The 25,284-nt window shown below is 75.2% G+C and carries 26 protein-coding genes; 18 read left to right on the forward strand and 8 right to left on the reverse strand.

Features of this window, described 5'->3' with window-relative positions; all coding sequences use genetic code 11:
- On the forward strand, positions 1-317 hold a 317-nt coding region (locus ABD994_RS22840), incomplete at its 5' end, for a hypothetical protein (RefSeq protein ID WP_345420650.1).
- Between the two features lie 179 nt (positions 318-496).
- Positions 497-3,613 carry an arabinosyltransferase domain-containing protein gene (locus ABD994_RS22845; protein ID WP_345420656.1) on the forward strand — a complete coding sequence of 1,039 codons (3,117 nt, stop codon included), beginning with the start codon at positions 497-499 and terminating at the stop codon, positions 3,611-3,613.
- Here the strand turns inward: ABD994_RS22845 and ABD994_RS22850 are convergent.
- Positions 3,610-4,236 (reverse strand): endonuclease, encoded by a 627-nt coding sequence (locus ABD994_RS22850; protein ID WP_345420659.1) that lies wholly within the window; start codon positions 4,234-4,236, stop codon positions 3,610-3,612. The two genes, ABD994_RS22845 and ABD994_RS22850, sit on opposite strands and share 4 nt — an antisense overlap.
- A gap of 42 nt (positions 4,237-4,278) precedes the next feature.
- Between ABD994_RS22850 and ABD994_RS22855 the strand changes: the two genes are divergently transcribed.
- From ABD994_RS22855 to ABD994_RS22870, 4 genes are all read left to right on the forward strand, one after another.
- Positions 4,279-5,088: an HAD family hydrolase gene (locus tag ABD994_RS22855; protein ID WP_345420662.1), complete on the forward strand. Its 810-nt coding sequence runs from the start codon at positions 4,279-4,281 to the stop codon at positions 5,086-5,088.
- Between the two features lie 158 nt (positions 5,089-5,246).
- Complete coding sequence (locus ABD994_RS22860; protein ID WP_345420665.1) at positions 5,247-5,792, forward strand: phosphatase PAP2 family protein; 546 nt, start codon at positions 5,247-5,249, stop codon at positions 5,790-5,792.
- The gene (locus ABD994_RS22865) at positions 5,789-6,838 is read left to right on the forward strand and encodes a decaprenyl-phosphate phosphoribosyltransferase (protein ID WP_345420668.1); all 1,050 of its coding nucleotides are present in this window, start codon (positions 5,789-5,791) and stop codon (positions 6,836-6,838) included. Before ABD994_RS22860 ends, ABD994_RS22865 begins: the two co-directional genes overlap by 4 nt.
- Entirely contained in the window at positions 6,835-7,308 is a 474-nt protein-coding gene (locus tag ABD994_RS22870; protein WP_345420671.1) for a GtrA family protein, read from the forward strand. The genes ABD994_RS22865 and ABD994_RS22870 overlap by 4 nt, the downstream gene beginning before the upstream one ends.
- A 6-nt stretch (positions 7,309-7,314) precedes the next feature.
- On the opposite strand, the gene ABD994_RS22875 is transcribed toward ABD994_RS22870, so the two are convergent.
- The 3 genes from ABD994_RS22875 to ABD994_RS22885 are packed head-to-tail and all read right to left on the reverse strand — an operon-like array spanning position 7,315 to position 10,021.
- Positions 7,315-7,776, reverse strand: coding sequence for an FHA domain-containing protein (locus ABD994_RS22875; protein WP_345420674.1), 462 nt, complete (start codon positions 7,774-7,776; stop codon positions 7,315-7,317).
- Entirely contained in the window at positions 7,773-9,005 is a 1,233-nt protein-coding gene (locus ABD994_RS22880; RefSeq protein WP_345420810.1) for a PP2C family protein-serine/threonine phosphatase, read from the reverse strand. The genes ABD994_RS22875 and ABD994_RS22880 overlap by 4 nt, the downstream gene beginning before the upstream one ends.
- A gap of 5 nt (positions 9,006-9,010) precedes the next feature.
- Entirely contained in the window at positions 9,011-10,021 is a 1,011-nt protein-coding gene (locus ABD994_RS22885) for a protein kinase domain-containing protein (RefSeq protein WP_345420677.1), read from the reverse strand.
- A 365-nt stretch (positions 10,022-10,386) separates the two neighbouring features.
- Between ABD994_RS22885 and ABD994_RS22890 the strand changes: the two genes are divergently transcribed.
- Positions 10,387-10,782: a hypothetical protein gene (locus tag ABD994_RS22890; RefSeq protein WP_345420680.1), complete on the forward strand. Its 396-nt coding sequence runs from the start codon at positions 10,387-10,389 to the stop codon at positions 10,780-10,782.
- A 131-nt stretch (positions 10,783-10,913) separates the two neighbouring features.
- On the forward strand, positions 10,914-11,291 hold the full coding sequence (locus ABD994_RS22895) for a hypothetical protein (protein ID WP_345420683.1): 378 nt from the start codon (positions 10,914-10,916) through the stop codon (positions 11,289-11,291).
- Here ABD994_RS22895 and ABD994_RS22900 read toward each other — a convergent pair.
- From ABD994_RS22900 to ABD994_RS22915, 4 genes are all read right to left on the reverse strand, one after another.
- Complete coding sequence (locus ABD994_RS22900; RefSeq protein ID WP_345420686.1) at positions 11,288-12,907, reverse strand: peptide chain release factor 3; 1,620 nt, start codon at positions 12,905-12,907, stop codon at positions 11,288-11,290. The two genes, ABD994_RS22895 and ABD994_RS22900, sit on opposite strands and share 4 nt — an antisense overlap.
- Before the next feature lie 62 nt (positions 12,908-12,969).
- Positions 12,970-13,938 (reverse strand): TIGR03557 family F420-dependent LLM class oxidoreductase, encoded by a 969-nt coding sequence (locus tag ABD994_RS22905; protein ID WP_345420689.1) that lies wholly within the window; start codon positions 13,936-13,938, stop codon positions 12,970-12,972.
- A gap of 162 nt (positions 13,939-14,100) precedes the next feature.
- The gene (locus ABD994_RS22910) at positions 14,101-14,385 is read right to left on the reverse strand and encodes a PASTA domain-containing protein (RefSeq protein ID WP_345420692.1); all 285 of its coding nucleotides are present in this window, start codon (positions 14,383-14,385) and stop codon (positions 14,101-14,103) included.
- Positions 14,386-14,405: 20 nt separating this feature from the next.
- Positions 14,406-14,912, reverse strand: a complete 507-nt coding sequence (locus ABD994_RS22915) for an ATP-binding protein (RefSeq protein WP_345420695.1) — start codon at positions 14,910-14,912, stop codon at positions 14,406-14,408.
- Between the two features lie 170 nt (positions 14,913-15,082).
- On the opposite strand from ABD994_RS22915, the gene ABD994_RS22920 reads away from it, so the two are divergent.
- The 10 genes from ABD994_RS22920 to ABD994_RS22965 all read left to right on the forward strand — a co-directional run bounded on the left by ABD994_RS22920 (position 15,083) and on the right by ABD994_RS22965 (position 25,263).
- The gene (locus ABD994_RS22920; protein ID WP_345420698.1) at positions 15,083-16,588 is read left to right on the forward strand and encodes an alpha/beta hydrolase; all 1,506 of its coding nucleotides are present in this window, start codon (positions 15,083-15,085) and stop codon (positions 16,586-16,588) included.
- Positions 16,589-16,707: 119 nt separating this feature from the next.
- Positions 16,708-18,003: a Na+/H+ antiporter NhaA gene (nhaA, locus tag ABD994_RS22925; RefSeq protein ID WP_345420701.1), complete on the forward strand. Its 1,296-nt coding sequence runs from the start codon at positions 16,708-16,710 to the stop codon at positions 18,001-18,003.
- Positions 18,004-18,131: 128 nt separating this feature from the next.
- Complete coding sequence (locus ABD994_RS22930) at positions 18,132-19,241, forward strand: ParA family protein (RefSeq protein WP_345420704.1); 1,110 nt, start codon at positions 18,132-18,134, stop codon at positions 19,239-19,241.
- Entirely contained in the window at positions 19,238-19,954 is a 717-nt protein-coding gene (locus ABD994_RS22935; protein WP_345420707.1) for a PadR family transcriptional regulator, read from the forward strand. Before ABD994_RS22930 ends, ABD994_RS22935 begins: the two co-directional genes overlap by 4 nt.
- Positions 19,955-20,395: 441 nt before the next feature.
- On the forward strand, positions 20,396-21,442 hold the full coding sequence (locus tag ABD994_RS22940) for a hypothetical protein (RefSeq protein ID WP_345420710.1): 1,047 nt from the start codon (positions 20,396-20,398) through the stop codon (positions 21,440-21,442).
- Positions 21,435-22,670 (forward strand): SRPBCC family protein, encoded by a 1,236-nt coding sequence (locus ABD994_RS22945; RefSeq protein WP_345420713.1) that lies wholly within the window; start codon positions 21,435-21,437, stop codon positions 22,668-22,670. The genes ABD994_RS22940 and ABD994_RS22945 overlap by 8 nt, the downstream gene beginning before the upstream one ends.
- 104 nt (positions 22,671-22,774) lie before the next feature.
- Positions 22,775-23,158: a gas vesicle protein GvpJ gene (gene gvpJ, locus ABD994_RS22950; RefSeq protein WP_345420716.1), complete on the forward strand. Its 384-nt coding sequence runs from the start codon at positions 22,775-22,777 to the stop codon at positions 23,156-23,158.
- 10 nt (positions 23,159-23,168) lie between these two features.
- A complete protein-coding gene (locus ABD994_RS22955) occupies positions 23,169-23,975 on the forward strand; it encodes a GvpL/GvpF family gas vesicle protein (RefSeq protein ID WP_345420719.1) in 807 nt (268 codons plus the stop codon).
- A gap of 17 nt (positions 23,976-23,992) precedes the next feature.
- Positions 23,993-24,226 (forward strand): gas vesicle protein GvpG, encoded by a 234-nt coding sequence (locus ABD994_RS22960; protein WP_345420722.1) that lies wholly within the window; start codon positions 23,993-23,995, stop codon positions 24,224-24,226.
- A complete protein-coding gene (locus tag ABD994_RS22965) occupies positions 24,223-25,263 on the forward strand; it encodes a gas vesicle protein GvpO (RefSeq protein WP_345420725.1) in 1,041 nt (346 codons plus the stop codon). The genes ABD994_RS22960 and ABD994_RS22965 overlap by 4 nt, the downstream gene beginning before the upstream one ends.
- Positions 25,264-25,284: the final 21 nt, after the last annotated feature.

Here is a 25,284-nt window from a genome sequence, read left to right on the forward strand (position 1 = left end):
ACCTCGGCGTGCTCGACCGCCACCACCACCGCGCCAAACACCACGGCGGCTGGACCCTCCATCAACCCGCGCCGGGCCTCTTCTGGTGGCGCACCCGCGCCGGCATCCACCACACCACCAGACCCCGAAAGATCCTCCACGAACCCGTCGCGCCCCGACCCGCCGCCACCCCACGCCCGCTGCCCGACGACGGTCCGGTCTGGACCGACGACGACCACCCCGACTGGCGCGCCCGCTACCGACGCACCACAGGGCTCGCCGAGCCCGAGGTCACCGCACCCGCCGTCCACGCCGCCGACGACCCACCACCGTTCTGAGCCGGACAGCGCTGCTGACACTCTCGGAAGATCGACGTGGAGAGCAGCCACCACCACATCGAGGTGCGGGGACACGCGTCCACCCCACCCCCTTCACGGGGTCCTGACGACCTACGCTCCGTCCTGGTGCCTTCTCCCCGGTCGACCCCACCCGTGGTCACCCGCCCCCGGAGCGCGTGGTGACCGCGCTGGCGCACGCCGACCGGACGGCCTCTCCCCAGGATGATCCCGCCGACGCGGCGGCCCACCCCGGCGGTCGCACGGTCCTCGTCTGGGCCCTGATCACCCTCGTGCTCGGGATCGCCATCCCGCTCGCCCCGGTCACGGTGCAGGACACGACGGTCACGTGGCCCGCCCCGGCGGCGACGCCCGGCGCGCCGGTGTCCACCCAGCTCGCGCTCAACCCGCCCCGGCCCCTGGGCTTCACCGCGACCGTGCCGTGCACCGCGCTCCGCGCCGGCGGCGACGTCCTGCGCACCCTCCCCGGCAACCCCGCCAACGGCGGGTTGGTGCTCAGCTCGGGTGGCGGGCTGGCGAGCCTCGTCGTCTCGGGGCAGACGGTCGCCGCCGGGCTGCTGCCCGCCGGCGACTGCGGTGTGGGCATCACCGTCGACGAGGCCGGGCTGCGCGTCACCCAGGGCGGCGTGCGGCTGCCCCTGGCCTGCGGTGCCTGCGCCGACGTCCTGCCGCCGCGGATCGCCGAGCTCACCACCAGCACCGACGGCACCCCGGCGACGGCCGGACTCGCGGTGTCGGTCCGCACCGACGACCGCTACGACTCCTCGCCCGGCGTGCTCAAGACGGTGCTGCTCGTGGCGCACCTCGGGGCGCTGGCGGTCCTGCTGGTGCTCGTCTACCGGCGCGGCAGCTGGCGGCGCGCCCGCGGCTGGCTCGGCCCGCGGGCCTGGCCCGGGCGGCTGCGACGACACCTGTCGTGGGCCGACGGCCTGGTGGTCGCCCTGTCGGCGGGCTGGGTGCTCGTCGCGCCGATGAACTTCGACGACAGCTGGTACCCGCTCATGGCGCGCGACGCCGGCGAGGCGGGCTACATCGGCAACGCCGTCTACATGTTCAACGTCACCGAGAACCCCTTCGTCGCCTCGCAGTACGCGATGCAGGCGTGGGGCGCGATCGGTGGCTGGGGACTGGTCTGGCAGCGCTGCCTGCCCCTGCTCTACGGCCTGCTGACGTGGGCGCTGCTGCGCACGTTCTTCGTGCTGATCTCACGACGGACGGCCGTGCGGCGGGCCTGGGTGCCCTGGGCGCTCGCGCTGGCCCACCTGCTGTGGTGGCTGCCGTTCGGGCTGACGCTGCGCCCCGAGCCGCTGATCGTGCTGCTCTCGGTCGTGGTGTTCCTGCTCGTCGAGCTGGCCCGCGACCGCGGCACGCCGTTCCTCTACGTCATCGCGATCATGGCGGCGGCCCTGGCGATCGCCTGCTCGCCGACCGGCGTGGTGGCCATCGCCCCGCTGCTCGTGGAGATCCCGCGCGCCTGGCCGAGCCTGCTGGCGATGCCCCGGCGCGACCAGGTGACCTACCTGCTCGTGCTCGCCGCCGCGGCCACGGTGGCCATCCCGGTGGCGTTCGCCGACGCGTCCCTCGGTGACGTCCTCGAGGCGTCCGCGGTGCACGCGTACTACTACGACACCGTCCCCTGGTACGACGAGCTCGTCCACTACCAGACCCTGCTCGGACCGGGCCGGACGCCGTGGGCCCAGCGGGCTCCGATCCTCATCACGCTCGGGCTGATGCTGCTGGTGGCCGCGGGCAGCGGACGCAGCGGGCCGGAGGACGACGCCCTGCGCCGCGTCCTGCTGCACGCCGCGGCGACGACGGCGCTCGCCTTCGTGCTCGTCGCGGTGAGCCCGACCAAGTGGGTGCTGCACTTCCCGGCGATCGCCGCCTCGGGCACCGTGCTCATCGCGCTCGCCCTCCTGCGGGGCCCGATGCCGCGCCACGACCGCGCCCTGGCCACCGTCGGCGGCGTCGCCGTGCTCGTCATCGCGACGTCGGTGAGCTACGCGGGCTGGAACCTCTGGCGCCCGTACACCGACCGCGGCCAGTTCTTCGGCGACCACGCCAACCCCTACCCGACGCCGCTGAGCCAGAACCTGCTCGCGCCACACCTCGGGCCGATCTTCCTGCGCAACCCGCTCGTCTGGGTGGCTGTCGCGCTGCTCGCGTCGGTGTGGGCCCACTGGTCGCTCAAGCGCTGGCCGAAGCGGTCGCTGCCGCGGCCCGCGCCGGACCGTGCGCTGCTCGCGGTCGCCGCCACCAGCGTCGTCGTCGGGCTCGTCGCGGTGATGGTGCTGGCCCCGGCACGCCAGTACCCCGGCTGGACGGTGGCGCTCGGCAACGCCAAGGACGTCGTCCGCGCGGGCTGCGGGCTCGAGGACAACGTCACCGCGCTGCTGCCCACGCCGACGCCCCTCGGCGCCCCGGTCGGACCGGCCCGCACCACCGGCGACTTCGTCGACGGCGCCGTCGAGCCACCACCGAACCCGGTACCCGGCCTCGGCGAGGTCTGGCACGACGTCACCGACGACTCCAGCGGCCGCGGGACGCTGGTCACGGGCTGGTACCCGGTGCCGGCCGGCACCGGGGCGACCGACGTCGTCGTGCCGATGCTCGAGTCCGGGCCGCCCGACGAGCGGGTGTCGGTCGAGTTCGGCGACGGTGCCGCGGCCGCGCCCCGCGTGCTGGGGCGGACGTCGATCGACTACCTGCCGCAGGCCGACGAGCGCACCTGGCAGCAGCGGCCGGTGTCGCTCGTCGACGCGCCCGGGGATCCCACGTTCGTGCGGGTCGTGATCGACAGCACCGGCACCCGCGGCACCGACCGGCTCGCCGTCGCCCAGCCGTTCCTCGCCCGCCCGCAGCCGGTCGCGCCGCTGCTGGCGGGCCAGCCGGTGCTGGTCGACCAGATGTCGGCCGTGCTCTGGCCGTGCGTCGACCAGGTTGCCTCGCACGACGGCCTCGCCCCGCCCTCGACGGTCCGCATCCACGCCGACGAGGACCTCACCAACGCCTACTACGGCCTGCAGGACAGCCAGAACCGCGCGGGCGTGTGGCGCCTCGACACCGTGGGGGCGACGTACGTCCGCCTCGCCACGGCCGTCGCGCCGGGCCGCGAGCCCGCGAAGCCGTGGGGCCGGATCGACCTCGTGTTCCGCGACCTACCCACCGGCCGGTACGGCGTCAGCACCGTCGAGCGCTCGCAGTCCGGCTGGGCGCGCGGCCCGACGCTGGCGGGGGAGGGCTACGCCGGGGTCCAGCCCCAGGGCGCGGTCGGCTAGTCGTCGAGCACGTCCTCGCGGACCTGCTCCTCGCGGTCGGCGCGCACGAGGGCCGCGGCGAGGCGGGCGAGGTCGTCCCCGTCGACCTGGTCGGCGAGCTCGGCCGGGTCCTGCGACAGGCCGAGCGCCTTCGCGCCGGCGAGCGCCCGGGCGTCGAGGTGCGGGCGGAACTCCGGCCACACCGCCTGGACCTCGCGGGTGAAGATGTCGGCGCCGACCGGCCCCAGCCGCGGCACCTGCGTCAGGTAGCCCTGCAGGGTCCCGGCGTCGCCGCCGGCGGCCTCCCGCATCCGGCGCAGGTCGCCGCCCCACTCGTCGAGCACCAGCTGCGCGCCCTCGCCCAGCGCCGTCGACGTCTGCTCGGTGCTGCGGTACCGCGCCCGGGCCAGGACGTCGATGCGGTCCTGCCAGGAGGCGTCGCGCATGCGCTCTGGCGTGCCGAGCCCGGCGTCGATCAGCTCGCGGCAGGCCCGGACGCCCAGCTGCGCCTGCACCCGCCGGGACAGCAGGACGCTGAGCACGAGCAGGCGGTACAGCGGCGCCGGCTCGTCGGACAGCGTGATCCCGGCCTCGTCGGCGAACGTGCGGCCGGCCTCGTCGAGCAGCGCGTCGATGGTGGTCATCGCCGGCCGGTTACCCGGCGCCGCAGGTCATAGTCTCGAGAGGTGGAGAGACCGCGGCTGGTCGCCAGCGACGTGGACGGGACCCTGCTCGGGGACGACGGACCCTCGCCGCGCACCCGGGCCGTCATCACGCGCATGGTCGACGCCGGCGTGCCGCTGGTGCTCGCCACCGGTCGCCCACCACGGTGGATCCCGCGGGTGTGCGAGGCCCTCGGCGTGCACCCGCTGACCGTCGCCGCCAACGGCGCGGTGCTCTACGACGCCGCCGCCGACCGGGTGCTCGCGGCCGAGACGCTGGACGTCGAGACGCTCGCGGCGGTGGTCGACGGCCTGCGCGCGGCCGTCCCGGGCTGCGGGATCGCCGTCGAGCGCGTCGGCGCCGGCGCGTTCGACCGCCGCGAGGAGCAGTTCGTCTCCGACCCGGCCTACGTGCACGCCTGGCCGCTGCCCGACCACCGCCACGTCGGACCGGGCGACCTGCTCGCCGAGCCGGTCATCAAGGTGCTCGCCCGCCACCCGACACGCCGCAGCGACGACATGGCCCGCGCCGCGGTGGCCGCGGTCGGCCACCTCGTCGACGTGACGTACTCGGCCGGCGGCGGGCTGCTCGAGTGCGCCGTCCGCGGCGTGACCAAGGCCCGGGGTCTCGAGCGGGCCGCGGCGCACCACGGGGTGCACGCCGCCGACGTCGTCGCGTTCGGCGACATGCCCAACGACCTGGCGATGCTGCGCTGGGCGGGGCACGGCGTGGCCGTCGGCAACGCCCACGCGGATGTGCTGTGCGTCGCGCAGGAGGTCACCGCGAGCAACCTCGACGACGGTGTGGCGTCCGTCCTCGAGAGGTGGTTCTGAGCGCCCGCACGAGGGGATCCGCTCGAACCATCCGCCCGCGTGGCGCGATGGACCACTGCGGGCCCCTTGTCAAGGGCCGCGTAGCATCCGCTCAGGCGACACCGATCTCCGCGATCAGGAGGGACCACCACGTGCTCGATCGTGCCGAGGGACCCGGCGTGACCGTCGGGCCCGCCCGGGGCGAGGTCGCGGTCCTGCGGGCCGTGCAGGGCCGCCTGGGCACGCCGCCGGTGGTGGGCGCCGCCCGCGCGATGTCGTTCTTCGGCGAGCACGCCGCCGGCTGGATCGCCCTCGGCGCCCTCGGGGCCGCGCTCGACGCGCCCCGGCGGCGGCAGTGGGTCACCGCGGTGGGCGGCGTCGTCGCCGCGCACGGCGTCTCGATCGCCGTCAAGCGCGTGGTGCGCCGCCGGCGGCCCCACGACCCCCGGGTCGCGGTGCACGTCGGCACCCCCAGCCGGCTGAGCTTCCCCTCGTCGCACGCGTCGTCGACCACGGCCGCCGCCCTGCTCTACGCGGGACTCGTCGGCGGCGCCGGAGCGGGTGCGGCGACCCTCCTCGTGCCCGGCATGGCGCTCTCGCGCCTGGTGCTGGGCGTCCACTACCCGACCGACGTGCTGGCGGGCTCGGTGCTCGGGACGGCGTGCGCGCTCGGCGCGCGCCGGGCCGTGCGCCGGGGCTCGGTCGGCCGCTGGAGGACCGCATGACCCCCGTGACCCCCACCGGCTCCGCCCGGCAGCAGGACGACGCGGCGAGCACCGAGCCCGCGGACGCGACGGTGCCCGCGCCCGAGCCCGAGCCGTCCGCCGCGGAGGCACCCGCGCGCCGTCCCCGCCCGGTGGCCGTGCCGCTCGGGCTGCTCAAGGCGATGCGGCCGCGGCAGTGGGTCAAGAACGTCCTCGTGCTCGCCGCGCCGTTCGCCGCGGGCAAGCTGCTCGACCTCGACGTGCTGCCCGCGGTGGGCCTCGCGTTCGTCGCGTTCTCGCTCGCCGCGTCCGGCGTCTACCTGATCAACGACACCAAGGACGTCGAGGCCGACCGGGCGCACCCGAAGAAGCGCTTCCGCCCGATCGCGGCGGGGATCGTGCCGCCGAGCCTCGCGGTCGTCACGGGCATCGTGCTCTTCGCCGCCGCGCTCGGGGTCAGCCTCCTGGCCAGCACCAACCTGCTGATCGTCACCGCGATCTACATCGCGGTGCAGCTGGCGTACTGCCTGTGGCTCAAGCACGAGCCCGTCATCGACATCTGCATCGTCTCCTCGGGCTTCCTCATGCGGGCGATCGCCGGCGGTGCCGCCGCGGGCCTGTACCTCTCGCCGTGGTTCCTGCTGACGATGGCCTTCGGCTCGCTGTTCATGGCCTCGGGCAAGCGCTACGCCGAGATGCGCCTCTCCGAGCGCACCGGCGCCAAGATCCGCAAGTCGCTCGAGCGCTACTCCGCGTCCTACCTGCGGTTCGTGTGGTCGCTCTCGGCCACCGTCGTGATCATGGCCTACGGCCTGTGGGCCTTCGGCATCGGCGTGACGGCGATGCCGGGCCGCCTGCCCAGCGCCCCCTCCACCTGGGCGATCGTGTCGATCGTGCCGTTCGTCGTCGCTGTCCTGCGCTACGCCGTCGACGTCGACGGCGGCAACGGCGGCGAGCCCGAGGAGATCGTCCTGGGCGACCGCGTCCTGCAGGTGCTGGGCGTCATCTGGGTGGTGCTCATCGGCCTCGCGGTCTACACGGCGCCGGGCGTGGCCCTCCCGGCGTGACCACCCGGGCCCGTCCGCTGGCCGAGCTCGTCGCGGGCCTCGTCCGCTACGGGCTGGTCGGGCTGGCCAACGCCGCCACCTACTACGGCACCTACCTGCTGGTCCACCCGCGCGCCGGCTACCTGACCGCGCACGTCGTCGGGCTCGGCGCGGCGATGGTGGTGTCGTTCCTGCTCAACTGCCGCTTCACGTTCCGGGTCCGCCCGACGTGGACGCGGTTCCTGCTCTACCCCGCCTCGCAGGTGGTCAACATCCTGGCGACGACGGTCGGGGTCGTCGGGCTCGTGCACCTCGGGGTGGACGAGCGCCTCGCCCCGCTCGTCGCGGCCGGCCTGGCGCTGCCGGTCAGCTTCCTCGCGGCGCGCTTCCTCATCACCCGCACGCTCACCGGCGTCCCCGAGCCGGCGCGGCCCGAGGTCGCGTTCGTGGACGCCGTCACCCGCCCCATCCCGCTGCCCGACCGGTACTGACGCGCGTCAGCGGCGCTCGATCGTCAGCGTCGTCCACGCCCCGACGTGGATGCGGTCGCCCGACGACAGCACGACGGGGGTGTCGGGCGCCAACGGGTCCTCGCCGTAGTTGAGCGTCGTGCCGTTGGTCGAGCCCGCGTCGATGACGACCCACCGGTCGCGCGGCAGGGCCATCAGCACGGCGTGGAGGTGCGAGACGCCCGGATCGCGGGGCGGCCCGCTGAGGTCGATCTCGGGCGGGTCCTGGCCCGCCGGGGCGCCGGCCCGCCCGACCCGCACCTCCTCGCCGCGCAGGACGACCTCGCGCGGCGCGAGCGTGGTGGGGAAGTCGGCGGCGACCGAGGCCGAGCCCGCGGTCTCCCGCGCACGGACGAGCTCGTGGTAGTCGGGATCGGCCCAGACCGTGACGACCCACGACCCCGGACCCGTCGCCGCGGGGGCGTCGGCGCCGGAGGTCCCGCCGGTCACCGGTCGACCACTCCGCGCCCGTCGAGCGGGATGGGCCCGGTGCGCTCGTCGGGCCCGCGCGCGTCGACGGCCACCGACGGGCGGTCGCCGGCGTCGGCGGGCGGGACGACGGGGACGAGCGCAACCGTCGCGTTGTCGCTGCCGCCGTCGTCCAGCGCGGCGGCGAGCAGCGCCGTCGCGGCCGCCAGGACGGCGTGGCCCGCCAGCTCGTCGTCCTCGGCGCCGGGGACCGGCGGGGGCACGTCACCGCCGAGGGCGGGGGCGGCGAGCCGCGCCAGCACGTCGGGGTCGGGCAGGTGGTTCCACAGGCCGTCGCTGCACAGCAGTAGCAGGCCGGGTACGCCGACCTGCACCCGGCGGGTGCGCGCGGGGGCGCCGGGGGCGTCGCGGCCCAGCCAGCGGGTCAGGACGTGGGCGCGCCGGTCGCGGGCGGCCTCCTCGCGCGACATGATCCCGGCCGCGGCGATCTCCTCGGCCCACGAGTCGTCGGTGGTCAGCAGGCGGGACGACCCGTCAGCGGCCAGCCAGTAGGCGCGGCTGTCGCCGACCCACGACACCACCGCGTCGCCGCCGCGCACGACGGCCGCGACGTAGGTGCAGGCGGGGCTGTCACCGCCGCCGTGCCCGAGGTCCGCCGCGGCGGTCGCCGCCGCGGCGGAGGCGGCCGTGGCCAGGGCGTCGAGCTCGCCACCGACGCCGGTCCCGGCGCGGCCCGGGGTGTCGGGGTCGGGCTCGGTCTCGCCGACGACCGGGATCGGGCCGGTGTCGTGCGTCGAGGACACCACCGGGAAGCCGGTCGGCGGGGTGGCCGGTGCGGCGGCGGTCTCCAGGGCGGCCCCGACGGCCGCGCCGACCGCCACCAGGGAGGCCTCGTCACCGCGGCGGGCGGACGCCACGCCGTCACAGACGACGGCGACCCAGGTCTCGAGGCCCCGGTCGAGCCGCCGGCCGAGCTCGACGGCGTCCTCGTTGCGCCGCCGGCGCAGCCCGCGGTCGGTGACCGCGGCGGCGTCGCCGAGCGTCAGCTCGACGTGGTCGCGCAGCGCGGGGCGGTGGGTGCCGCAGGTCGCGCAGGCGCCGTCCGCGGCCGGCGGCGCGGTGTCCCCGCACTGCGGACAGGGCGGGGTGCCGCCCTCGGCGAGCTCGGCGCGCAGGTCGGTGCGCGCGACCAGGGGGACGTCGCCGGTCTCGGCGTCCCCGGTCCCGCGCGTCGGGGAGCCCCCGGCCATCTCCGTCACGGGATCGCTGCTCCTCGGGCGTCAGGGATCTGGTCATCCTCCGCGCCCGCACGGGCGGTGTAGCGGCCGCGTACCCGGCGGGCGTCCGCGGCGAACGCCTCGACGCTGCGGTGCCGCCGGGCGGGGTCGGGATCGGTCGCGCGGTCGAGCAGCGCGACCAGCTCGGGGTCGTCGCGCAGCACCGGGACCGTGGCCGGGTCGGGCAGGCGCAGCGCGTGCCGGCGCGCGTGGTCGAAGTCGGCGAGCAGCACCGCGAGCGTCCGCCCCAGGGCGAACACCTCGGACGCCACCGAGGGCCCGGGCCCGCCGGGGTGGATCTCGGGGGCGACGAAGCCCGAGGTCGACCAGACGTCGCTGGTGCGGTCGGTGACCCGCCGGACGCTGCCGAGGTCGAGCACCGTGATGCCGTCCGGGCCCGTGAGCAGGTTGCTCGGGTTGAGGTCGGCGTGCAGCAGCCCGTGGGTGTGCAGGGCGGCCACCGGGGCCACCGCGCCGAGGACCGCGTCGAGGGCCTCGGCGGGCGGGCACGGCCGGCGCGCGGACAGCGGCTCGCCCGGCACGTGGTCGAGCACCAGCAGCCGCACGCGCCCGTCGCGCCCGTCGGCCTCGACGACGTCCCGCGCGTGCACCAGCCCGGGCACGTCGAGCCCGAGCAGCACCCCGGTCTCGGTGACGGCCAGCTCGCCCGCCGCCGGGCCCTCGGGGCCCTCGAGGCGTCCGAGGACGACCAGCGCGCCCGCGTCGAGGCGCGTGGCGGTGTACGACCAGCCCCGCGCGCCCCGTACGAGCGGGGCGCGGATGCGGTAGCGGCCCGCGGCACCGGCCAGCTCGAGACCGGCGGGAAGGTCCGGACGCACGTCGTAGGCCGCGCCGCACCACGGGCACCGGCCACGCTCGGGACCCGGCCGGCCGTGCCGCCCCCGCCCCACCGGCCCGTCGCAGCGCACGCAGAAGCGCGCCTGCTCGGGGACCGGGGGACCGGTGGTCCCCGGGTCGGGTGCGTCCATCACGTCTCCGTCGGCCGGTGGTCACGCGCACGTCTCGCGGCCGCCATCGTGTCATCGCCGGGCGGCTCGGTGCGCCCGGTAGGTCCCTCTCCGGGCGTCCGCGTGGATCATGCCCGCCGGGCCCGGGCCGTCGTCCGCCCGATCGGCGGGGGTCGCTCCCCCGTCCGGGTGGCGCTCGTCGCACCACCCGGCGGATGCGCACGTCACCCGCGATTTCCGCCCTGCGGCGAGAGGAGGGTGCGCGGGCCGTTCGGGGCGTCGCCTGCCATGCTGGTCGGCGCACCGAAGCCGATCGGGGGGCAGGGTGCCGCGTCCACCAGGGGCCCGGCGCGCCGCACTCCGAACGAGAGTCCGGAGGTCGTGCCGTGAGCGCCACCGACGACGCCGACCGTCACGTCGCGTCCGACGAGCAGCTGGGTGACCGGTCTGCCCAGCACCGTCGCCCTGACGGCGACGACGTCCGGGGCGGCAGCAGCATGCCCGCTCCGGGCGCCCCGTCACCCGCCGCCACGCCGGGCGCCGCAGGATCCGCCGGCACCGCGACCACCGCCACCGGGAGCGCCGACACCGGTTCCTCGGTGGCGGACGCGGCCGCCGAGGCCGAGCGTGCGCTGGCCCAGGCCGCGCGCGACGCCGAGCAGGCCGTGCGCGACGCCCACTCCGACGGCACCCAGGCCGTCGCCAAGGGTTTCGCGGACGCCCAGCGCGCCACCGAGCGCGCCTACGAGGAGGCGGCGTCGAAGAGCGACCGCCTCAGCTGAGCGCTCCCGCGGTGCTCCGGGGGCGGACGTGTCGCCGGGCGCGCGCCCGCCCCCGATCATCGCGGGTCGAAGGAGTCCCAGTGCCGCGCCGACCACGGTGCGCGGCCGGTCCGCGACGAGACAGGTGAGAGATGCCGGTCCAGCTCCGCGTCACCGCGGACGGAGTGGTCGTCCGCTTCAGCGGTTCCGACCGGGTCTGGGCCTGCTGTCGCGGGGTGTACCTCCCGCTGAGCCGGGTGCTGCTCGCCCGCACGCTCCACCGGCGCGACGCCGTGGCGGCCAGCCCGCGCGTGCACCTGCCGGGCGTGAGCGTGCCGCGCGTCCTGCGCGCGGGCTCCTACGGCGTGGGTGAGCGCCGGCAGCTGTGGATGGTCCGCCGCGCCGAGAACCTGCTCGCCATCTACCTGCGCGGCGACCCGTACCACCGCGTCGTCGTCGAGGTCCCCGACCCGGACGAGACGAGCAGGACGATCAACGAGGCGCTCCCGCCCCGCAGACTCCCGGCCTAGAGCGCGTCCGCCACCAGCGGCGCCAGCAGCAGATCCGGGTTGTTCTGCGCGACCGCCTGCAGCCGCCACTTGTGCGGGAAGAGCGCCAGCAGCTGCCCGTCGAGCCGGCGGGTGAGCACCTCGATGCCCACCGCGCCCTTGAGCGCCTCCGCGCCGGCCGCGTCGGTGGCGCGGGCCAGCTGGTAGTCGAGGCGGTCGAGCTTCACCGGCGCCCCGAACTCGTCGGCGAGCCGGGCCGACACGACCTCGAACTGCAGCGGCCCCACCGCCGCGAGCACCGGCGCCTGGTCGCCGCGCAGGTCCGAGGACAGTACCTGGATGACGCCCTCGGAGTCGAGCTGCTCGACGCCCTTGCGGAACTGCTTGGTCTTCGACATGTCGGCCACCCGGCACACCGCGAAGTGCTCCGGGGCGAAGCTCGGGATCGTCGGGAAGGTCACCGGCTCCTCGGCCCACAGCGTGTCGCCGGGACGCAGGGCGGTGGCGTTGACCAGGCCGACGATGTCGCCCGGGAACGCCTCCTCGATCGTCGACCGGTCGCGCCCGAACATCGCCTGCGCGTACTTCGTGGCGAACGGGCGCCCGGTGGCGTCGTGGGTGAGCACCATGCCCCGCTCGAAGCGTCCGGAGCAGACGCGCACGAAGGCGACGCGGTCGCGGTGCGACTTGTCCATCGACGCCTGCACCTTGAACACCAGCCCGGAGAAGGGCGCGTCGACCGGCCGCGGGTCGCCCTTCTGGTCGGGCCGGGGCCCCGGCGGCGGCGCGAGCTCGACGAGCGCGTCGAGCAGGCGGGCGACGCCGATGTTCGACAGCGCGGAGCCGAACATCACCGGGGTCGCCGTGCCGGCCTGGAAGGCCTCCTCGTCGTAGCCCGCGCCGATCTCGTCGAGCAGCGCGAGCTCCTCGGTGGCGCGCTCCCAGTCCGGGCCCTCCTCGGCGGCCGCGGTCTCCGGGTCGAGCACCTCGACCGTCGCCCGCGACGCGCCGTGCGCGGCCCGGGTGAAGCGGTGCATCGTGCCGTCGGCGCGCTCGACGAGCCCGTGCAGGTCGCCCGCGATGCCCACCGGCCACGTGATCGGCATCGGGCGCAGGCCGATCGTCTGCTCCACCTCGTCGAGCAGCTCGAGCGGCTCGCGGCCCGGCCGGTCCCACTTGTTGACGAACGTCAGCACCGGCACGCCGCGGTCACGGCAGACGTCGAAGAGCTTGAGGGTCTGCGGCTCCAGGCCCTTGGCCGCGTCGAGCAGCATCACCGCGGCGTCGACCGCGGCGAGCACGCGGTAGGTGTCCTCGGAGAAGTCGCCGTGGCCGGGGGTGTCGAGGAGGTTGATCACCTGGTCGCGGTAGGAGAACTGGAGCACCGCGGACGTCACGGAGATGCCGCGCTCGCGCTCCATGTCCATCCAGTCGGACGTCACGCCCTTGCGGCCGCCCTTGCCGTGCACGGCGCCGGCCGCCGAGATGACCTCGGCGTGCAGGGCGAGGGCCTCGGTGAGCGTCGACTTGCCGGCGTCCGGGTGGCTGATCACGGCGAACGTCCGGCGGCGCCGCGCCTGGGACAGCGGGTCGTCGCCGGTGGCGTCGGCGGCCTGCGCGGTGCTGACCGCGGTCATCCCTGTTCCTCCCTCGCGGGCCGTTGACCTCCGGCGGCCCGTACCGAGGGTACGACCCGTGGTCAGGAGGAGGGGCGCAGCGCCCGCAGCGGCTCGGCGAGCTCCTTCGCGACGTGGTCGAAGAAGCCGTCGACGTCCGTCCCGGCGTTGATCAGTGCCAGGTGGTCGTAGCCGGCGTCGACGAACTGCTGCGCGACCGCGAGCTGCCTGTCGGTGTCCGGCCCGCAGGCGAACGCCTCGCGCATGTGGTCGGCGGTGACGGTGGCCGTCGCGGCGTCGAAGTTGACGGGGTTGGGCAGCTCGGCCTGCACCTTCCAGCCGGTGATCCCGAACCGGAACAGCCGGCGGGCCTCCTCGGCGGCCTCGTCCTCGGTCGCGCCGTAGGCCATCGGCACCTCGGTGTAGCGCGGGCCGTCGCCGCCGGCGCCGGTGAAGGCCTCGATGAGGTCGGCGCGGGGCTCGGTGGCGAAGATGCCGTCGCCGACCTCGGCGGCGAGCTTCGAGGCCTGCGGCCCCCCGGTCGCGACGATGATCTTCGGGAGGGTCTCGGGCAGGTCGAACACCTGCGCGTCCTCGAGCGTGAGGTGCTTGCCCTCGTAGCTCTGGTACCCGCCCTGCCACAGCAGCCGGATGATCTCCAGCGACTCGCGGAACATCTGGTGCCGCACGCTGACGCTCGGCCAGCCGTGGCCCACGACGTGCTCGCTGAGCCGCTCGCCGGACCCGACGCCGAGGGTGAAGCGCCCGTCGGAGAGCAGCTGGGTGGTCGCCGCGGCCTGGGCGATGATCGCCGGGTGGTAGCGGATGAACGGGCAGGTCACGCCGGTGGCGAGCTCGATCCGCTCGGTCTTCGCGGCCATCGCCGCGAGCATCGACCACGCGAACCCCGAGTGCTGCTGCTCGGACACCCAGGGGTGGTAGTGGTCGGAGATCTCGACGAAGTCGAAGCCGGCCTCCTCGGCGCGCACACACTGGCGCACCATCTCGGTCGGCGAGTAGGCCTCGGCGATGAGCTTGTAGCCGATCTTCACGGACGGACACCTCCGGGGGTGGTGGGACCCGGCAGGTGTTCCCGGTCCCCGTCCGCCGACACGCGTAACGCCGCTCTCCCGCGCGACGACAGACCAGGTGACCCCGCGGGGCGGTGGACCCCCGACCCGCCGCCTCGCGGGGCTTCCCGTCTGATCGGCGCGCTAGTTGGCCCCGGCGCCGTCGAGCGGCTTGTCCGGCTCGATGCGCGGCACGTTGCCGCCGCCCCCGCCGCCGGAGTCGGGCTCCACCCAGATCGTCACCGCCTCGCCCGCGGGCACGCGCGTGCCGGCCTCGGGCTGCTGGGCGGTCACCGTGCCCTCCACCGTCGCCGGGGTGTCCGGGTCGGGATCGACGGCGACCACCCGGGCCGTGATGGCGACCTCGTGCGCCTGCGCCGCCGGCAGCCCGACCAGGGCGGGCACGAGCACGAGCTCGGGTGTCCTCATGGTGCGCGACCGTAGCCAGCTCACGGTGGGCGGTGCCACCACAGCCGCACGCGGGTGCCGTCCGGCGCGCGCTCGACCTCGTGCCCGTCGGTGACCTGGGAGAGCAGCAGGAGCCCGCGGCCGCGGTGCCCGGGGTCGTCGTCGGCGGGGCGCCAGTCGCCGCGGTCGGCCACCTCGATCTCCAGCCACGGGTGCGCGGGCGCGTCGTGCTCCGCCCCGTCGGAGAGCGTCAGACGGGCGACCAGGTGGATCGGCCCCGGTCCGCCGGTGTAGGCGTGGTCGACCACGTTCGTCAGCGCCTCGTACAGGCCGGACGCGACGTCCTCGAGACGGTCGGCGAACGCGGACGTCGCCGGTGCCGCCGACGTCGCCCGCACCCACGCGACCAGCTCGGTGCGCAGGGCCCGCAGGTCGGCGGGGCGGACCAGCTCGTGGGCGACCTCGTGGACGACGCGACGCGGGGTCTCGACCGACCGGGTTCCGATCGGACGGCCCGGTCCGGTCCGGGACCCCGTACTGGCGTCCATGGCCCGGGGGTCGTCGGTGCGGGCCGGCGTCAACCCTCCGTGCCGGGCCCGGCCGTGTGATCCGATGGTCACGGACGGTGGGACGGGAGCCGTGCGAGGTTGCGACAAGCGGCCGGGCATGATGGGCCGCCCGGCGCAGCCGGGCGCGGTGGCGGACGGCGGGAGAGCTCATGGCGCAGCGGCACGACGGTCACGACCGGCCCGCGCGGCCGCGCCGCGCCCTCCGGCTGCTCGTGCCCCTCGCGGCCGCGCTCGCGCTGGCCGGCTGCGGCCGCGCCCCCGAGCCGTCGGTGCCGCCGATCCCGATGAGCTCGGACGCCCCGGCCTCCCCGTCGGCGCCGCCGCCCGGCGCCGTGGGCGCCGCCCCGGACTTCCGGCCGTGCCAGGCCGGCCTGCAGTGCGCGTCGGTCACGGTGCCCGTCGACTACGCGAACCCGGCCGGGCCGACGATGCAGATCGCCATCGCGAAGCGCCCGGCCACGAACCCGGCCGCCCGCGCCGGGGTGCTGCTCGTCAACCCCGGCGGACCGGGTGGCTCGGGCATCGAGCTCGTCCAGGCCGACGTGCTGCCCCGCGCCGTCACCGACCGCTTCGACGTCATCGGCTTCGACCCGCGCGGCGTCGGCCAGAGCACGGGGCTGAGCTGCCCGCTCGGCCCGGAGACCCCCTACCTCGCCGACCCGGACCCGGGCGACCCGGCCGACGAGACGGCGACCAACGACGCGGTCGACCGCTACGACGCCGCCTGCGGGCAGCGCTACCCGCAGCTGCTGCCGTTCCTCGGCACCCGCAACGTCGCCCAGGACATGGACCGCATCCGCGAGGCGCTGCGCGAGGAACGCATCAGCTACCTCGGCTTCTCCTACGGCACGGCGATCGGGCAGACCTACGCCCAGCTCTTCCCGACACGCCTGCGCACGATCGTGCTCGACGGCGTCGTCGACGTGACCAAGCCCGGCCTGGACTCGGCGCAGGCGGAGAGCTTCGAGAACTCGCTGCGCCAGTTCGACGCGGCGTGCCGCACCGACCCGACCTGCCCGGTGCGCGCCGACCCCATCGGCACCCTCGACCGCGTGCGCGCCCGGGTGACCGCGGCCCCGCTGCCGGTCGCCGGCACCAGCCCGCTGTCGCCGGGGCTGCTCGAGATCGGCGTCGTCTATCCGCTCTACAGCCGGTCGAGCTGGCCGCAGCTGGCGTCGGCGCTGGCGGCCGCGGACCGCGGCGACGGCGCACCCCTGCGCCGCCTGGCCAGCGCCTACTTCGCGGGCAGCAACTCCGACACCTACAACGCGGTGACCTGCCTCGACAACGCCTGGCCGACCGACGACGCCCAGGTGTTCGACTCGGCCCGCGCCACCGAGGCGCGCGCGCCGCACTTCTCCGGCAACGTGCTCGTGAGCGGCCTGACCTGCGCCGACTGGCCGGCGCCGCAGCAGCCGCTCACCCCGCTGACGAACTACGCCGGACCGCCGATGCTCATCCTGGGCACCACCAACGACCCGGCCACGCCGTACCAGAACAGCGTCGCGCTGGCCTCCCGCCTCCCGGGCTCGGCGCTGCTCACCTACCGCGGCGACGGCCACACGGTCTACACCAACGGCGTGCCGTGCGTGGACGACGCGGTGAACCGCTACCTCACCGACGCCGTCCTCCCGCCCCCGAACACGACCTGTTAGCCGGGGTAACGACAGGCACACGACAGGTCCGGGGAACCGCGGCATCACGTAGGGTCGTCGCCGGTGCGCCGGGAAGTCTGGTCGGCAGTCCCTGACGCCTGCCCGCCGGAGGATCATCCGTGGCCCGGACGACGCCCCGCCTCTTCGCCCGCCGCTCCTGGCCCGAGACGGCGCGGATCGCCGACGTCCTGCGGCGCGAGACGGTCGGGGGGATCCTCCTCGTCGGCGCCGCGGCCCTCGCCCTGCTGTGGGCCAACTCCCCGTGGCGGGAGGCGTACACGACCCTGTCCGGGGTGCGGATCGGCCCGGCCGCGCTGCACCTCGACCTGACCCTCGCGACGTGGGCCGCGGACGGCCTGCTCGCCATCTTCTTCTTCGTCGCGGGCCTCGAGCTCAAGCGCGAGTTCGTGGCCGGTGACCTGCGGGCGCCCTCGCGGGCACTGCTCCCGGTGGCGGCGGCCGTCGGCGGGATGGCGGCCCCGGCCGTGATCTACACCGTGATCAACCTCGGCGGCGAGGGGCTGGCCGGGTGGGCGATCCCCACCGCCACCGACATCGCGTTCGCGCTCTCGGTGCTCGCGCTCATCGGGTCGTGCCTGCCGGACGCGCTGCGCACGTTCCTGCTGACGCTGGCCGTGGTGGACGACCTGCTCGCCATCACGATCATCGCCTTCTTCTACACCGAGGACCTGGCGATCACCCCGCTGCTGCTGGCGCTGCTGCCGCTGGGCCTCTTCACCGTCCTCGTCCAGCGACGGGTGCGGTCGTGGTGGCTGCTGCTGCCGCTCGCCGTCCTGACCTGGGTGCTCGTGCACGAGTCCGGCGTGCACGCCACCGTCGCCGGCGTCCTGCTGGGCTTCGCGGTGCCCGTCGTCCGGCGCGCGGCGGGACCCGGTCCCGGGCTGTCCGAACACTTCGAGCACCGGTGGCGCCCCCTGTCCGCCGGCGTCGCCGTCCCGGTCTTCGCGTTCTTCGCCTCCGGGGTGACGGTGGTCGGCGGCGGGCTGACCGCCGCGTTCACCGACTCGGTGACCTGGGGGATCATCGCGGGCCTCGTGGGCGGCAAGGTGATCGGCATCTTCGGCGCCACCTGGCTCGTCCAGCGGGTGACGCGCGCGCAGCTCTCGGAGGATCTCGCCTGGTCCGACGTGCTCGGCCTGGCGCTGCTCTCGGGGATCGGCTTCACGGTCTCCCTGCTCATCGGCGAGCTCGCCTTCGGGACCGGGAGCGCGGCCGACGACCACGTGAAGATCGGGGTGCTGACGGCGTCCCTGCTCGCCGCCCTGCTCGCGACGATCACGCTGCGGTACCGCAACGCGGTGCACCGCCGGATCCAGGAGCGCGAGCGGGTCGACGCCGACGCCGACGGCGTCCCCGACGTGTACGAAGCGGAGGCCCGCGACCCCGAGCGGTGAGCGCGTCACGGCGTCCGACGCAGCGTGATGGGCCACCCGAGACCCGTGTGCTGCGCCTACCGGACCCAACCTGGGCGGGCGGGGGTGTCGGCCTTGCCGCGGGCGGAACGGGCACGCACCCTCGCCGCATGACCGGAGCGGCGGGCCGCGGCGCCCGCACCGCCGGCCGCCGTGGAGGCAACGGGGGGCGGGCCCGGACCGCCCGGACCGCCCCCGCCGCCGCGCCGCCGGCCCCCCCGGCCGCCCCGACCGCCACCGCCGCGGCGAACGCCCTGCCCGACCGGGACGCGCTGGCCCGGACCATCGCGATGGTCAACGACAAGGGCGGGGTCGGGAAGACCTCGCTCGTCGCGAACCTCGCCGGGCAGTTCGCGGCCGCCGGGTACCGGTGCCTGCTGGTGGACCTCAACCGGCAGGCGAACCTCGCCGACGACCTCGGCTTCCGCGACGGCCCGGCCGACGACCAGGGCGCGGGGCTCCTGCTCTCGGTGGTCGCGGGCACGCCGCTGCGGCCGGCGACGGACATCCGCCCGGGCCTGGACGTCGTGCCGGGCGGGGCGCGGCTCGCCGACCTCGTGCCGGTCATGGTGTCGCGGGTGCAGGAGCGGGGCCGGCCCGCGTTCCTGGTGCTCGCCGACGTCCTCGCCCCGGTGGCCGGCGACTACGACCTCGTGTTCGTCGACTGCCCGCCCGAGACCACGATCCTCACCGACCTCGCGCTGGCCGCTGCCCGCTGGGTGCTCATGCCGACCAAGTCCGACGGCGGCGGCCTCGTCGGCATGCGGCTGGTCGGGGAGCGCTTCGCCCTCGCCCGCGAGCTGAACCCCGACCTCGGGCTGCTCGGCGCCGTGCTGTTCGCGACGGGCTCGCGCTCGCGGGTCGTGCACTCCGAGGTCCGCGAGGCCGTCGCGCAGGCGTTCGGCGGGAACTCGCCGCTGTTCTCGACCTCGATCCGGCACGCCGAGCGCACCGCCCAGGACGCGCGGCGCCTCGGGCGCCTCGCGCACGAGCTCGAGCAGGAGGTCGCCGCCCAGCCCGCGTGGTGGGCGGCGCTGCGCCAGGGTGGCGAGCCCACGGCGCGACGGCTCTCGCCCACCGCGGCGAGCGTCGCCGGCGACTACCGCGACCTCGGCGTCGAGCTGCTCACCCTGCTGCGCGCCGCCGAGGACGGCGCCGACAGCACCGGCAGCCCCGCCGCCACCACCGTCCCCGACCGCGAGCAGGAGGCCGCCCCGTGACCGCCGAGCCCCACACGAGCCGGGACCACGTCGGCGATCACGACGCGGCCGACGACCCGCACGAGGACCAGCGGCGGGACCTCAGCGCCGCGTTCGGTCCGCCGGCCGCGGCGAGCCTGCGTGGCCTGCTCCCGCCCCGGCCGCGGCGCACCACCGAGGAGACGGGCGGGGATACGGGCGGGGACACGGGCGGGGACACGGGCGAGCCGGTGGCCGAGCCGACCGGGCCGCCGACGTCGTCGGCCGTGCCCGCCGACGAGGCCCCGGCCCCGGCCGGGCCACCCGCGGTGCCCGCCCCCCGCCGCCGGTCGACGACCACCGGGACGGCACGCCCGGCACCGGCCGCGGCGCCGGGCGCGGGAGCGGGGACGGGGCGGCGCTGGGGCACGGCGCGCCTGGCGTCGCAGGAGCACGTCGAGCTGCTGGTGCTGGCGGCGTTGCGTGCCGGGCCGGCCGACGGGCGAGAGCTCGTCGCACGCCTGCGCAGCGACAGCGGCGGGGGTCTCGCGGCCCCGCCGACGACCGTCCAGCGCACGCTGCACCACCTCCTGCGGCGCGGTCTCGTCGAGCGTGTCGCCGACCCCGATCGGCGGCGCCTCCAGCTGACCGACACGGGTACCCGCGTGCTCCGCGCGCGCGTCCGTGCGTGGCGCGCGCTGCGCCGCGCGGTCGACGCCGTGCTCGACGTCGCCGACGTCGCCGACGTCGACTAGAGTCCTCCACCACACGGTCCGTCGAGGCATCTGGCCGTATCGCGCCTGACCTATCCGGACTGCGAACTTCGGCCGTTCGGCCTCATTTGCAGGGCCGAGTGACGCCGATCACTGCGCTGGGTGACGAGAAGGCGCATTCTGCGTGCCCTCCGTGCGCATGATCGAGAGCATCGGTGTTCGCGCATTCAGCTCATCTCGCTGTGGCGACGTGCCCATCGTGAATTGGGCGAACGGCCGTAGAGGAATACGCAGAAGAATGACACCCGAATGCCGGATGTCGCTTCGTGCCCACGTGATCTTCAATTGCGGCGATCGGCGCAGGCCTTTTTTGATCTTCATGGTCTAGCGCTTTCCCGAACGGCGCGATGTAATGTCCGGCCCGCATGGCGGCGGGCGAGTGGTCCACCGCGAAGGTGAGACCAATCCGTTCGGAGGTGCACGGTGCCCGGAACCGGCCTGAAATTGGCGCTAGCGGTCATCGGCGGCTATCTGCTGGGCCGCACGAAGAAGATGAAGCTCGCGATCATGCTGGGTGGCGCGCTGGCGGGGAAGAAGATCACCACCGACCCCACGCAGCTGCTGGGGATGGTCTCGAAGCTCGTGTCGTCCTCGCCCGAGCTCCAGAAGCTCGACTCCGCGGTGCGGGGCCGGCTGCTCGAGGCGGGCAAGGACGCGGCGCTGGCCGTCGCGAGCTCGCGCATGGAGGCCCTCACCGACAACCTCGTCAACCGCGTCGAGAACCTCGGCAAGCCCGCGGCCGACGCCGCCGGCGCGGCCGGTCAGGTGGCCGGCCAGACCGCGGGTGCGGCCGGTGACGCCGTCGGCCAGGCCGGCGGCGCCGTGGGCGACGTCGCCTCGGGCACCGGCAAGGCCGTCGGGGGCGCCGTCGGCAGCACCGCCCGCGGGCTCTCGGGCCGTCGCCGCAAGAAGCAGGCCGCGGAGGAGCCCTCGGAGGAGGGCGTCGACGCCGCCGAGGAGATCGAGGACGCCGACGACCTCGAGGACGACGTCGACGACGTCGAGGCCGAGGACACCGAGGACACCGACGTCGACGACGTCGAGGACAGCGGCGAGGACACCGAGGACGACGAGGCGCAGGAGACCGCGCCGAGCCGCTCGGCCTCCGGACGCCGTCGTGCCTCCCGGCCGCCGTCGGCGGGCCGGTCCTCGAGCAGCGGCTCGTCGAGCCGCAGCAGCTCGGGCAGCAGCTCGGGCAGCAGCTCGTCGGGCTCGCAGGAGCGCCGTCGCCGCTCGACCGCGTCGTCGGGCTCCTCGGGATCGTCGGGTTCGTCGGGCTCGTCGGGCGAGGGCAGCTCGTCGTCGCGCGGCGCCAGCAACGGCTCGAGCGCGAAGCGCTCCAGCGGTTCCTCGTCGAGCGGCCGTTCGCGGTCGTCGTCGAGCTCCTCGGGCTCGGGGTCGTCGGGCTCGCGCAGCCGCGCGACGGCGGGCTCGGGCTCGCGGCGCGGGACGGAGTCCGCCGATGACTGACGTCGCCGAGCAGGCCTCCTCGAACGGGCACCGGCCCGACACCGACGCCGGTTCGCTCACCGACATGCTGCCCACCGACCGTCTGAAGCAGGCCGCGCAGGCCCTGCTGAAAGCGGCCACGGACAAGGCGGTCAACACGGCCCTCGACCAGGTCGAGGGCCTCACCAGCAAGCTCACCGGCGTCGCCGGTGATCCGAGCACCCTCGGCTCAGCGTTCGGCGTCGGCTCGTCGGACGACGATGACGACGACTCGTCGGGCGGCGGCATCGGGGGCGCGATCAAGAGCGGTCTCTCGACGGTGAAGGACAAGGCCCTGGGAGCGGTCGGTCTCGGCGGCGGCGACGACGACGGCGACGAGGACTCCGACGGCAGCGGCGGCGGGGGCGGCGGCTCCGGCAGCGGCCGCGGCAAGTTCAAGTTCATGAACATCTTCGAGGTCCAGGACGTCGGGGTGCCGCTGCGCGTCGCCTACGACCAGTGGACCCAGATGGCCGATTTCCCGAGCTTCATGAAGAAGGTCGAGACGGTCAACCAGGAGTCGGACGAGAAGGTCGTCTGGACGGCCAAGGTGTTCTGGTCGCGGCGGTCGTGGACCACGACCATCCGCGAGCAGGTCCCCGACAGCCACATCCTGTGGGTGTCGGAGGGCGCCAAGGGCCACGCGGACGGCATCGTCACGTTCTCGGAGCTCGCGCCGAACCTGACGCGCATCGTCCTGATCATGGAGTACTACCCGCAGGGATTCTTCGAGAAGACCGGGAACCTGTGGCGGGCGGTCGGCCGGCGGGCGCGTCTGGAGTTCAAGCACTTCTGCCGCCACGTCATGATGGACACCCTCATCAACCGCGAGGAGCTCGAGGGCTGGCGCGGCGAGATCCGCGACTCCGAGGTCGTCAAGACCCACGAGGAAGCCCTCGAGGAGGAGCAGCGGGCGGCCGAGGAGGACGGCGAGGGCGACGAGCTCGAGGACGCCGAGGAGACCGACGAGGACCTCGAGGGCGAGCCCGAGGACGAGCCGGACGACGACCTGGCGGCCGAGGACGAGGAGCTCGAGGGCGAGGACGACCTCGACGACGAGTACGAGGACGACCTCGACGACGAGGATCTCGACGGCGAGCCCGTCGACGAGGACGATCTCGAGGACGAGGACGCCCCGGCCGACGAGGACGACGGCGAGACCGACGAGCGGCCGCGACGCCGCTCCCGGCGCCAGCGCACCCCGGCCTGAGCCGCCCTCCCGGTTGAGAGCACAGCCGGGTTGACCGTCACACCACCCATCACGGCGCCGGCACGCGTGCCGGCGCCGTGCCCCATCAACAGAGAGGGGGCCCCGTGACCGTCAGCCAACGGCAAGGCGGAGGCGGCGTCCAGAAGGAGCCCCAGGGCGGGCTCGCGGAGGTCCTGGACCTCATCCTCGACAAGGGCCTCGTCATCGACGCCTTCGTCAAGGTGTCGCTGGTCGGGATCGAGCTGATCACGATCGACGCCCGCATCGTCGTCGCCAGTGTCGACACCTACCTTCGCTTCGCCGAGGCCACCAACCGCCTCGACCTGCACCAGAAGGGCGGCAAGGACCTCGGCGAGTTCCTCGGCGGGGCCACCGAGGGCGTCGCGGAGGGCGGGGCGAAGGGCAAGGCCAAGGGCGTGCTCGACGCCGGCAAGGAGAAGTGGGACGAGGTCCGTGGCGAGCGCCAGAACAAGCGCGAGAAGGCGTGAGGGGGCCGACGTGACCACCACCGAGGAGACCTCGTCGAGCCAGGGCACCACCCGTGGCTCCTACATCTACGGCATCGTGCCGGCCGGGGTCCGCATCCCCGACGGCCTCGAGCCCATCCCCTACGGCGACGAGGACGGCGAGCTCGGCCTCGTCACCGAGGGCCGCCTGGCCGCCGTGGTCAGCGACGTGTCGACCGACCGCGCGCTCGGCACGCGCCGCGACCTCATGGCGCACGAGGCCGTGCTCAACGGCATCGCGCAGGAGACCCCGGTCCTGCCGATGCGCTTCGGGGCCGTCGTCACCGACGACGACGCCGTCGCCGACGAGCTGCTCGGCCCCCACCAGGACTACTTCGTGCGGGCGCTCGAGCAGCTCGAGGGCCACCAGGAGTTCCGGCTGCGGGGCGACTACGAGCAGGACGCGGTGCTCACCCGCATCCTCGAGGCCGACCCGCGCATCCAGCAGATGCGCGAGAAGATCGCCGGGGTCGACGAGGACGCGAGCTACTACGACCGCATCCGGCTCGGCGAGGCGATCTCCAACGCGATGGACCAGCTCCGCGCCGAGGACGCCCAGGCGTGCGTCGACGAGCTGTCGAAGTTCGCGGTGGCGACCGAGGTCAAGGAGGCGGGCGGCGAGAACGGCGCCGTGCACCTGGCGTTCCTCGTGCGCACCGACCACCGCAGCGACTTCGAGCGCGCCGTCGACGAGCTGGGTGACGCGTGGGCGGGCCGGGTCGACCTGCGGCTGATCGGCCCGACCGCGGCGTTCGACTTCCTCCCGGAGTTCGAGGCGCCCGAAGAAGCACAGGCCTGAGGGCGGGGGCCGACGACGTGGGTTTCTTCACCGGGCTCCTCCTGCTGCCCCTGGCGCCGGTGCGCGGCGTCGCGTGGGTGGGGGAGAAGATCGCCGATCAGGTCGATCACCAGATGAACGACCCGGCCGTGATCCGGGCGCAGATCGACGAGCTGGACGCGGCGTTCGACCGCGGTGAGATCACCGAGGCCGAGCGCGACGAGCAGCAGGAGGTCCTGTTGCAGCGACTCGTGGGCGGGGGCGGCGGGTGACGCGTTCCGCCGACCGCGAGGCCGCGCCGGACGACGACCGTCCGGCCCTCACGGACCAGGAACGACCCCGCCGGCGGCGATCGAAGGGCGACGGGGCCGAAAGCACGCGTGGCGGCGAGCAGGAACGGCCGCGACGCCGGCGCAGCAACGGCACGGGCAGCGACAGCGGTGACGGTTCGGGCGGCGAGGACCGCCCGCGCCGCCGTCGCCGGGCCGAGGGCGACGACGCGGAGCGCCCCCGACGCCGCCGTCGCCCCGCGGGGGACGCCGGCGACGCCGACGCGCCCGAGGAGCGTCCACGGCGGCGCCGTCGTGGGGCGAGCACCGAGGACCCACCGGAGCAGGCGGCGGAGACCGACCGTCCCCGCCGCCGGCGCCGCACGGCCGAGGACACCCCGGACGAGGAGCGTCCCCGCCGCCGGCGCCGCGCGGACGGCGACCGGGCGCCCGACCAGGAGCGTCCGCGGCGTCGCCGCGAACCGGAACCGGAGCCCGAACCCGAGCCGGAGCCAGAGGACCTCGACGAGCAGCCGGTCGAGGAGGACGTCCCGGAGGACGAGCTCGACGACGAGGACGACGTCGACGGCGAGGAGCTCGACGAGGACCTCGAGGACGAGGCCGAGGACGACCTGGACGACGAGGCCGAGGACGACCTGGACGACGAGGCCGACGAGGAGCTCGAGGACGAGGTCGAGGACGTCGACGAGGAGCCCGAACCCGAACCTGAACCCGAACCCGAACCCGAACCGGAGCCCGAGCCCGAGCCCGAGCGTCCGAAGAAGATCAAGGCCCGCGACATCGCGCGGTGGGCGGCGGAGCAGGTGGAGGAGATGAGCGGGAAGCCGAGCGAGGCCGTCACGTCGGTGCGCAAGGCGGACGACGGCTGGGTCGTCGGTCTCGAGGTCGTCGAGACCCGCAAGATCCCCGAGACCAACGACCTCCTCGCGACGTACGAGGCGGAGATGGACGCCGACGGCGACCTCATCAGCTACCGCCGCGTCAAGCGCTACACCCGCGGGCGGGGCGACGACGACTGACGCCGGGGGACGCGAGAGGGA

Source organism: Actinomycetospora chlora, assembly GCF_039542135.1.
Taxonomy (GTDB): domain Bacteria; phylum Actinomycetota; class Actinomycetes; order Mycobacteriales; family Pseudonocardiaceae; genus Actinomycetospora; species Actinomycetospora chlora.

Excerpts from the sequence above, each read along its gene's own strand:
- ABD994_RS22930 (WP_345420704.1), top strand. The coding sequence starts at position 18,132 with ATGACCGGAGCGGCGGGCCGCGGCGCCCGCACCGCCGGCCGCCGTGGA.
- ABD994_RS22945 (WP_345420713.1), top strand. The coding sequence starts at position 21,435 with ATGACTGACGTCGCCGAGCAGGCCTCCTCGAACGGGCACCGGCCCGAC.
- ABD994_RS22895 (WP_345420683.1), top strand. The coding sequence starts at position 10,914 with ATGCCGGTCCAGCTCCGCGTCACCGCGGACGGAGTGGTCGTCCGCTTC.
- ABD994_RS22910 (WP_345420692.1), bottom strand. The coding sequence starts at position 14,385 with ATGAGGACACCCGAGCTCGTGCTCGTGCCCGCCCTGGTCGGGCTGCCG.
- ABD994_RS22865 (WP_345420668.1), top strand. The coding sequence starts at position 5,789 with ATGACCCCCGTGACCCCCACCGGCTCCGCCCGGCAGCAGGACGACGCG.
- ABD994_RS22920 (WP_345420698.1), top strand. The coding sequence starts at position 15,083 with ATGGCGCAGCGGCACGACGGTCACGACCGGCCCGCGCGGCCGCGCCGC.
- ABD994_RS22885 (WP_345420677.1), bottom strand. The coding sequence starts at position 10,021 with ATGGACGCACCCGACCCGGGGACCACCGGTCCCCCGGTCCCCGAGCAG.
- ABD994_RS22915 (WP_345420695.1), bottom strand. The coding sequence starts at position 14,912 with ATGGACGCCAGTACGGGGTCCCGGACCGGACCGGGCCGTCCGATCGGA.
- ABD994_RS22880 (WP_345420810.1), bottom strand. The coding sequence starts at position 9,005 with ATGGCCGGGGGCTCCCCGACGCGCGGGACCGGGGACGCCGAGACCGGC.
- ABD994_RS22850 (WP_345420659.1), bottom strand. The coding sequence starts at position 4,236 with ATGACCACCATCGACGCGCTGCTCGACGAGGCCGGCCGCACGTTCGCC.
- ABD994_RS22900 (WP_345420686.1), bottom strand. The coding sequence starts at position 12,907 with ATGACCGCGGTCAGCACCGCGCAGGCCGCCGACGCCACCGGCGACGAC.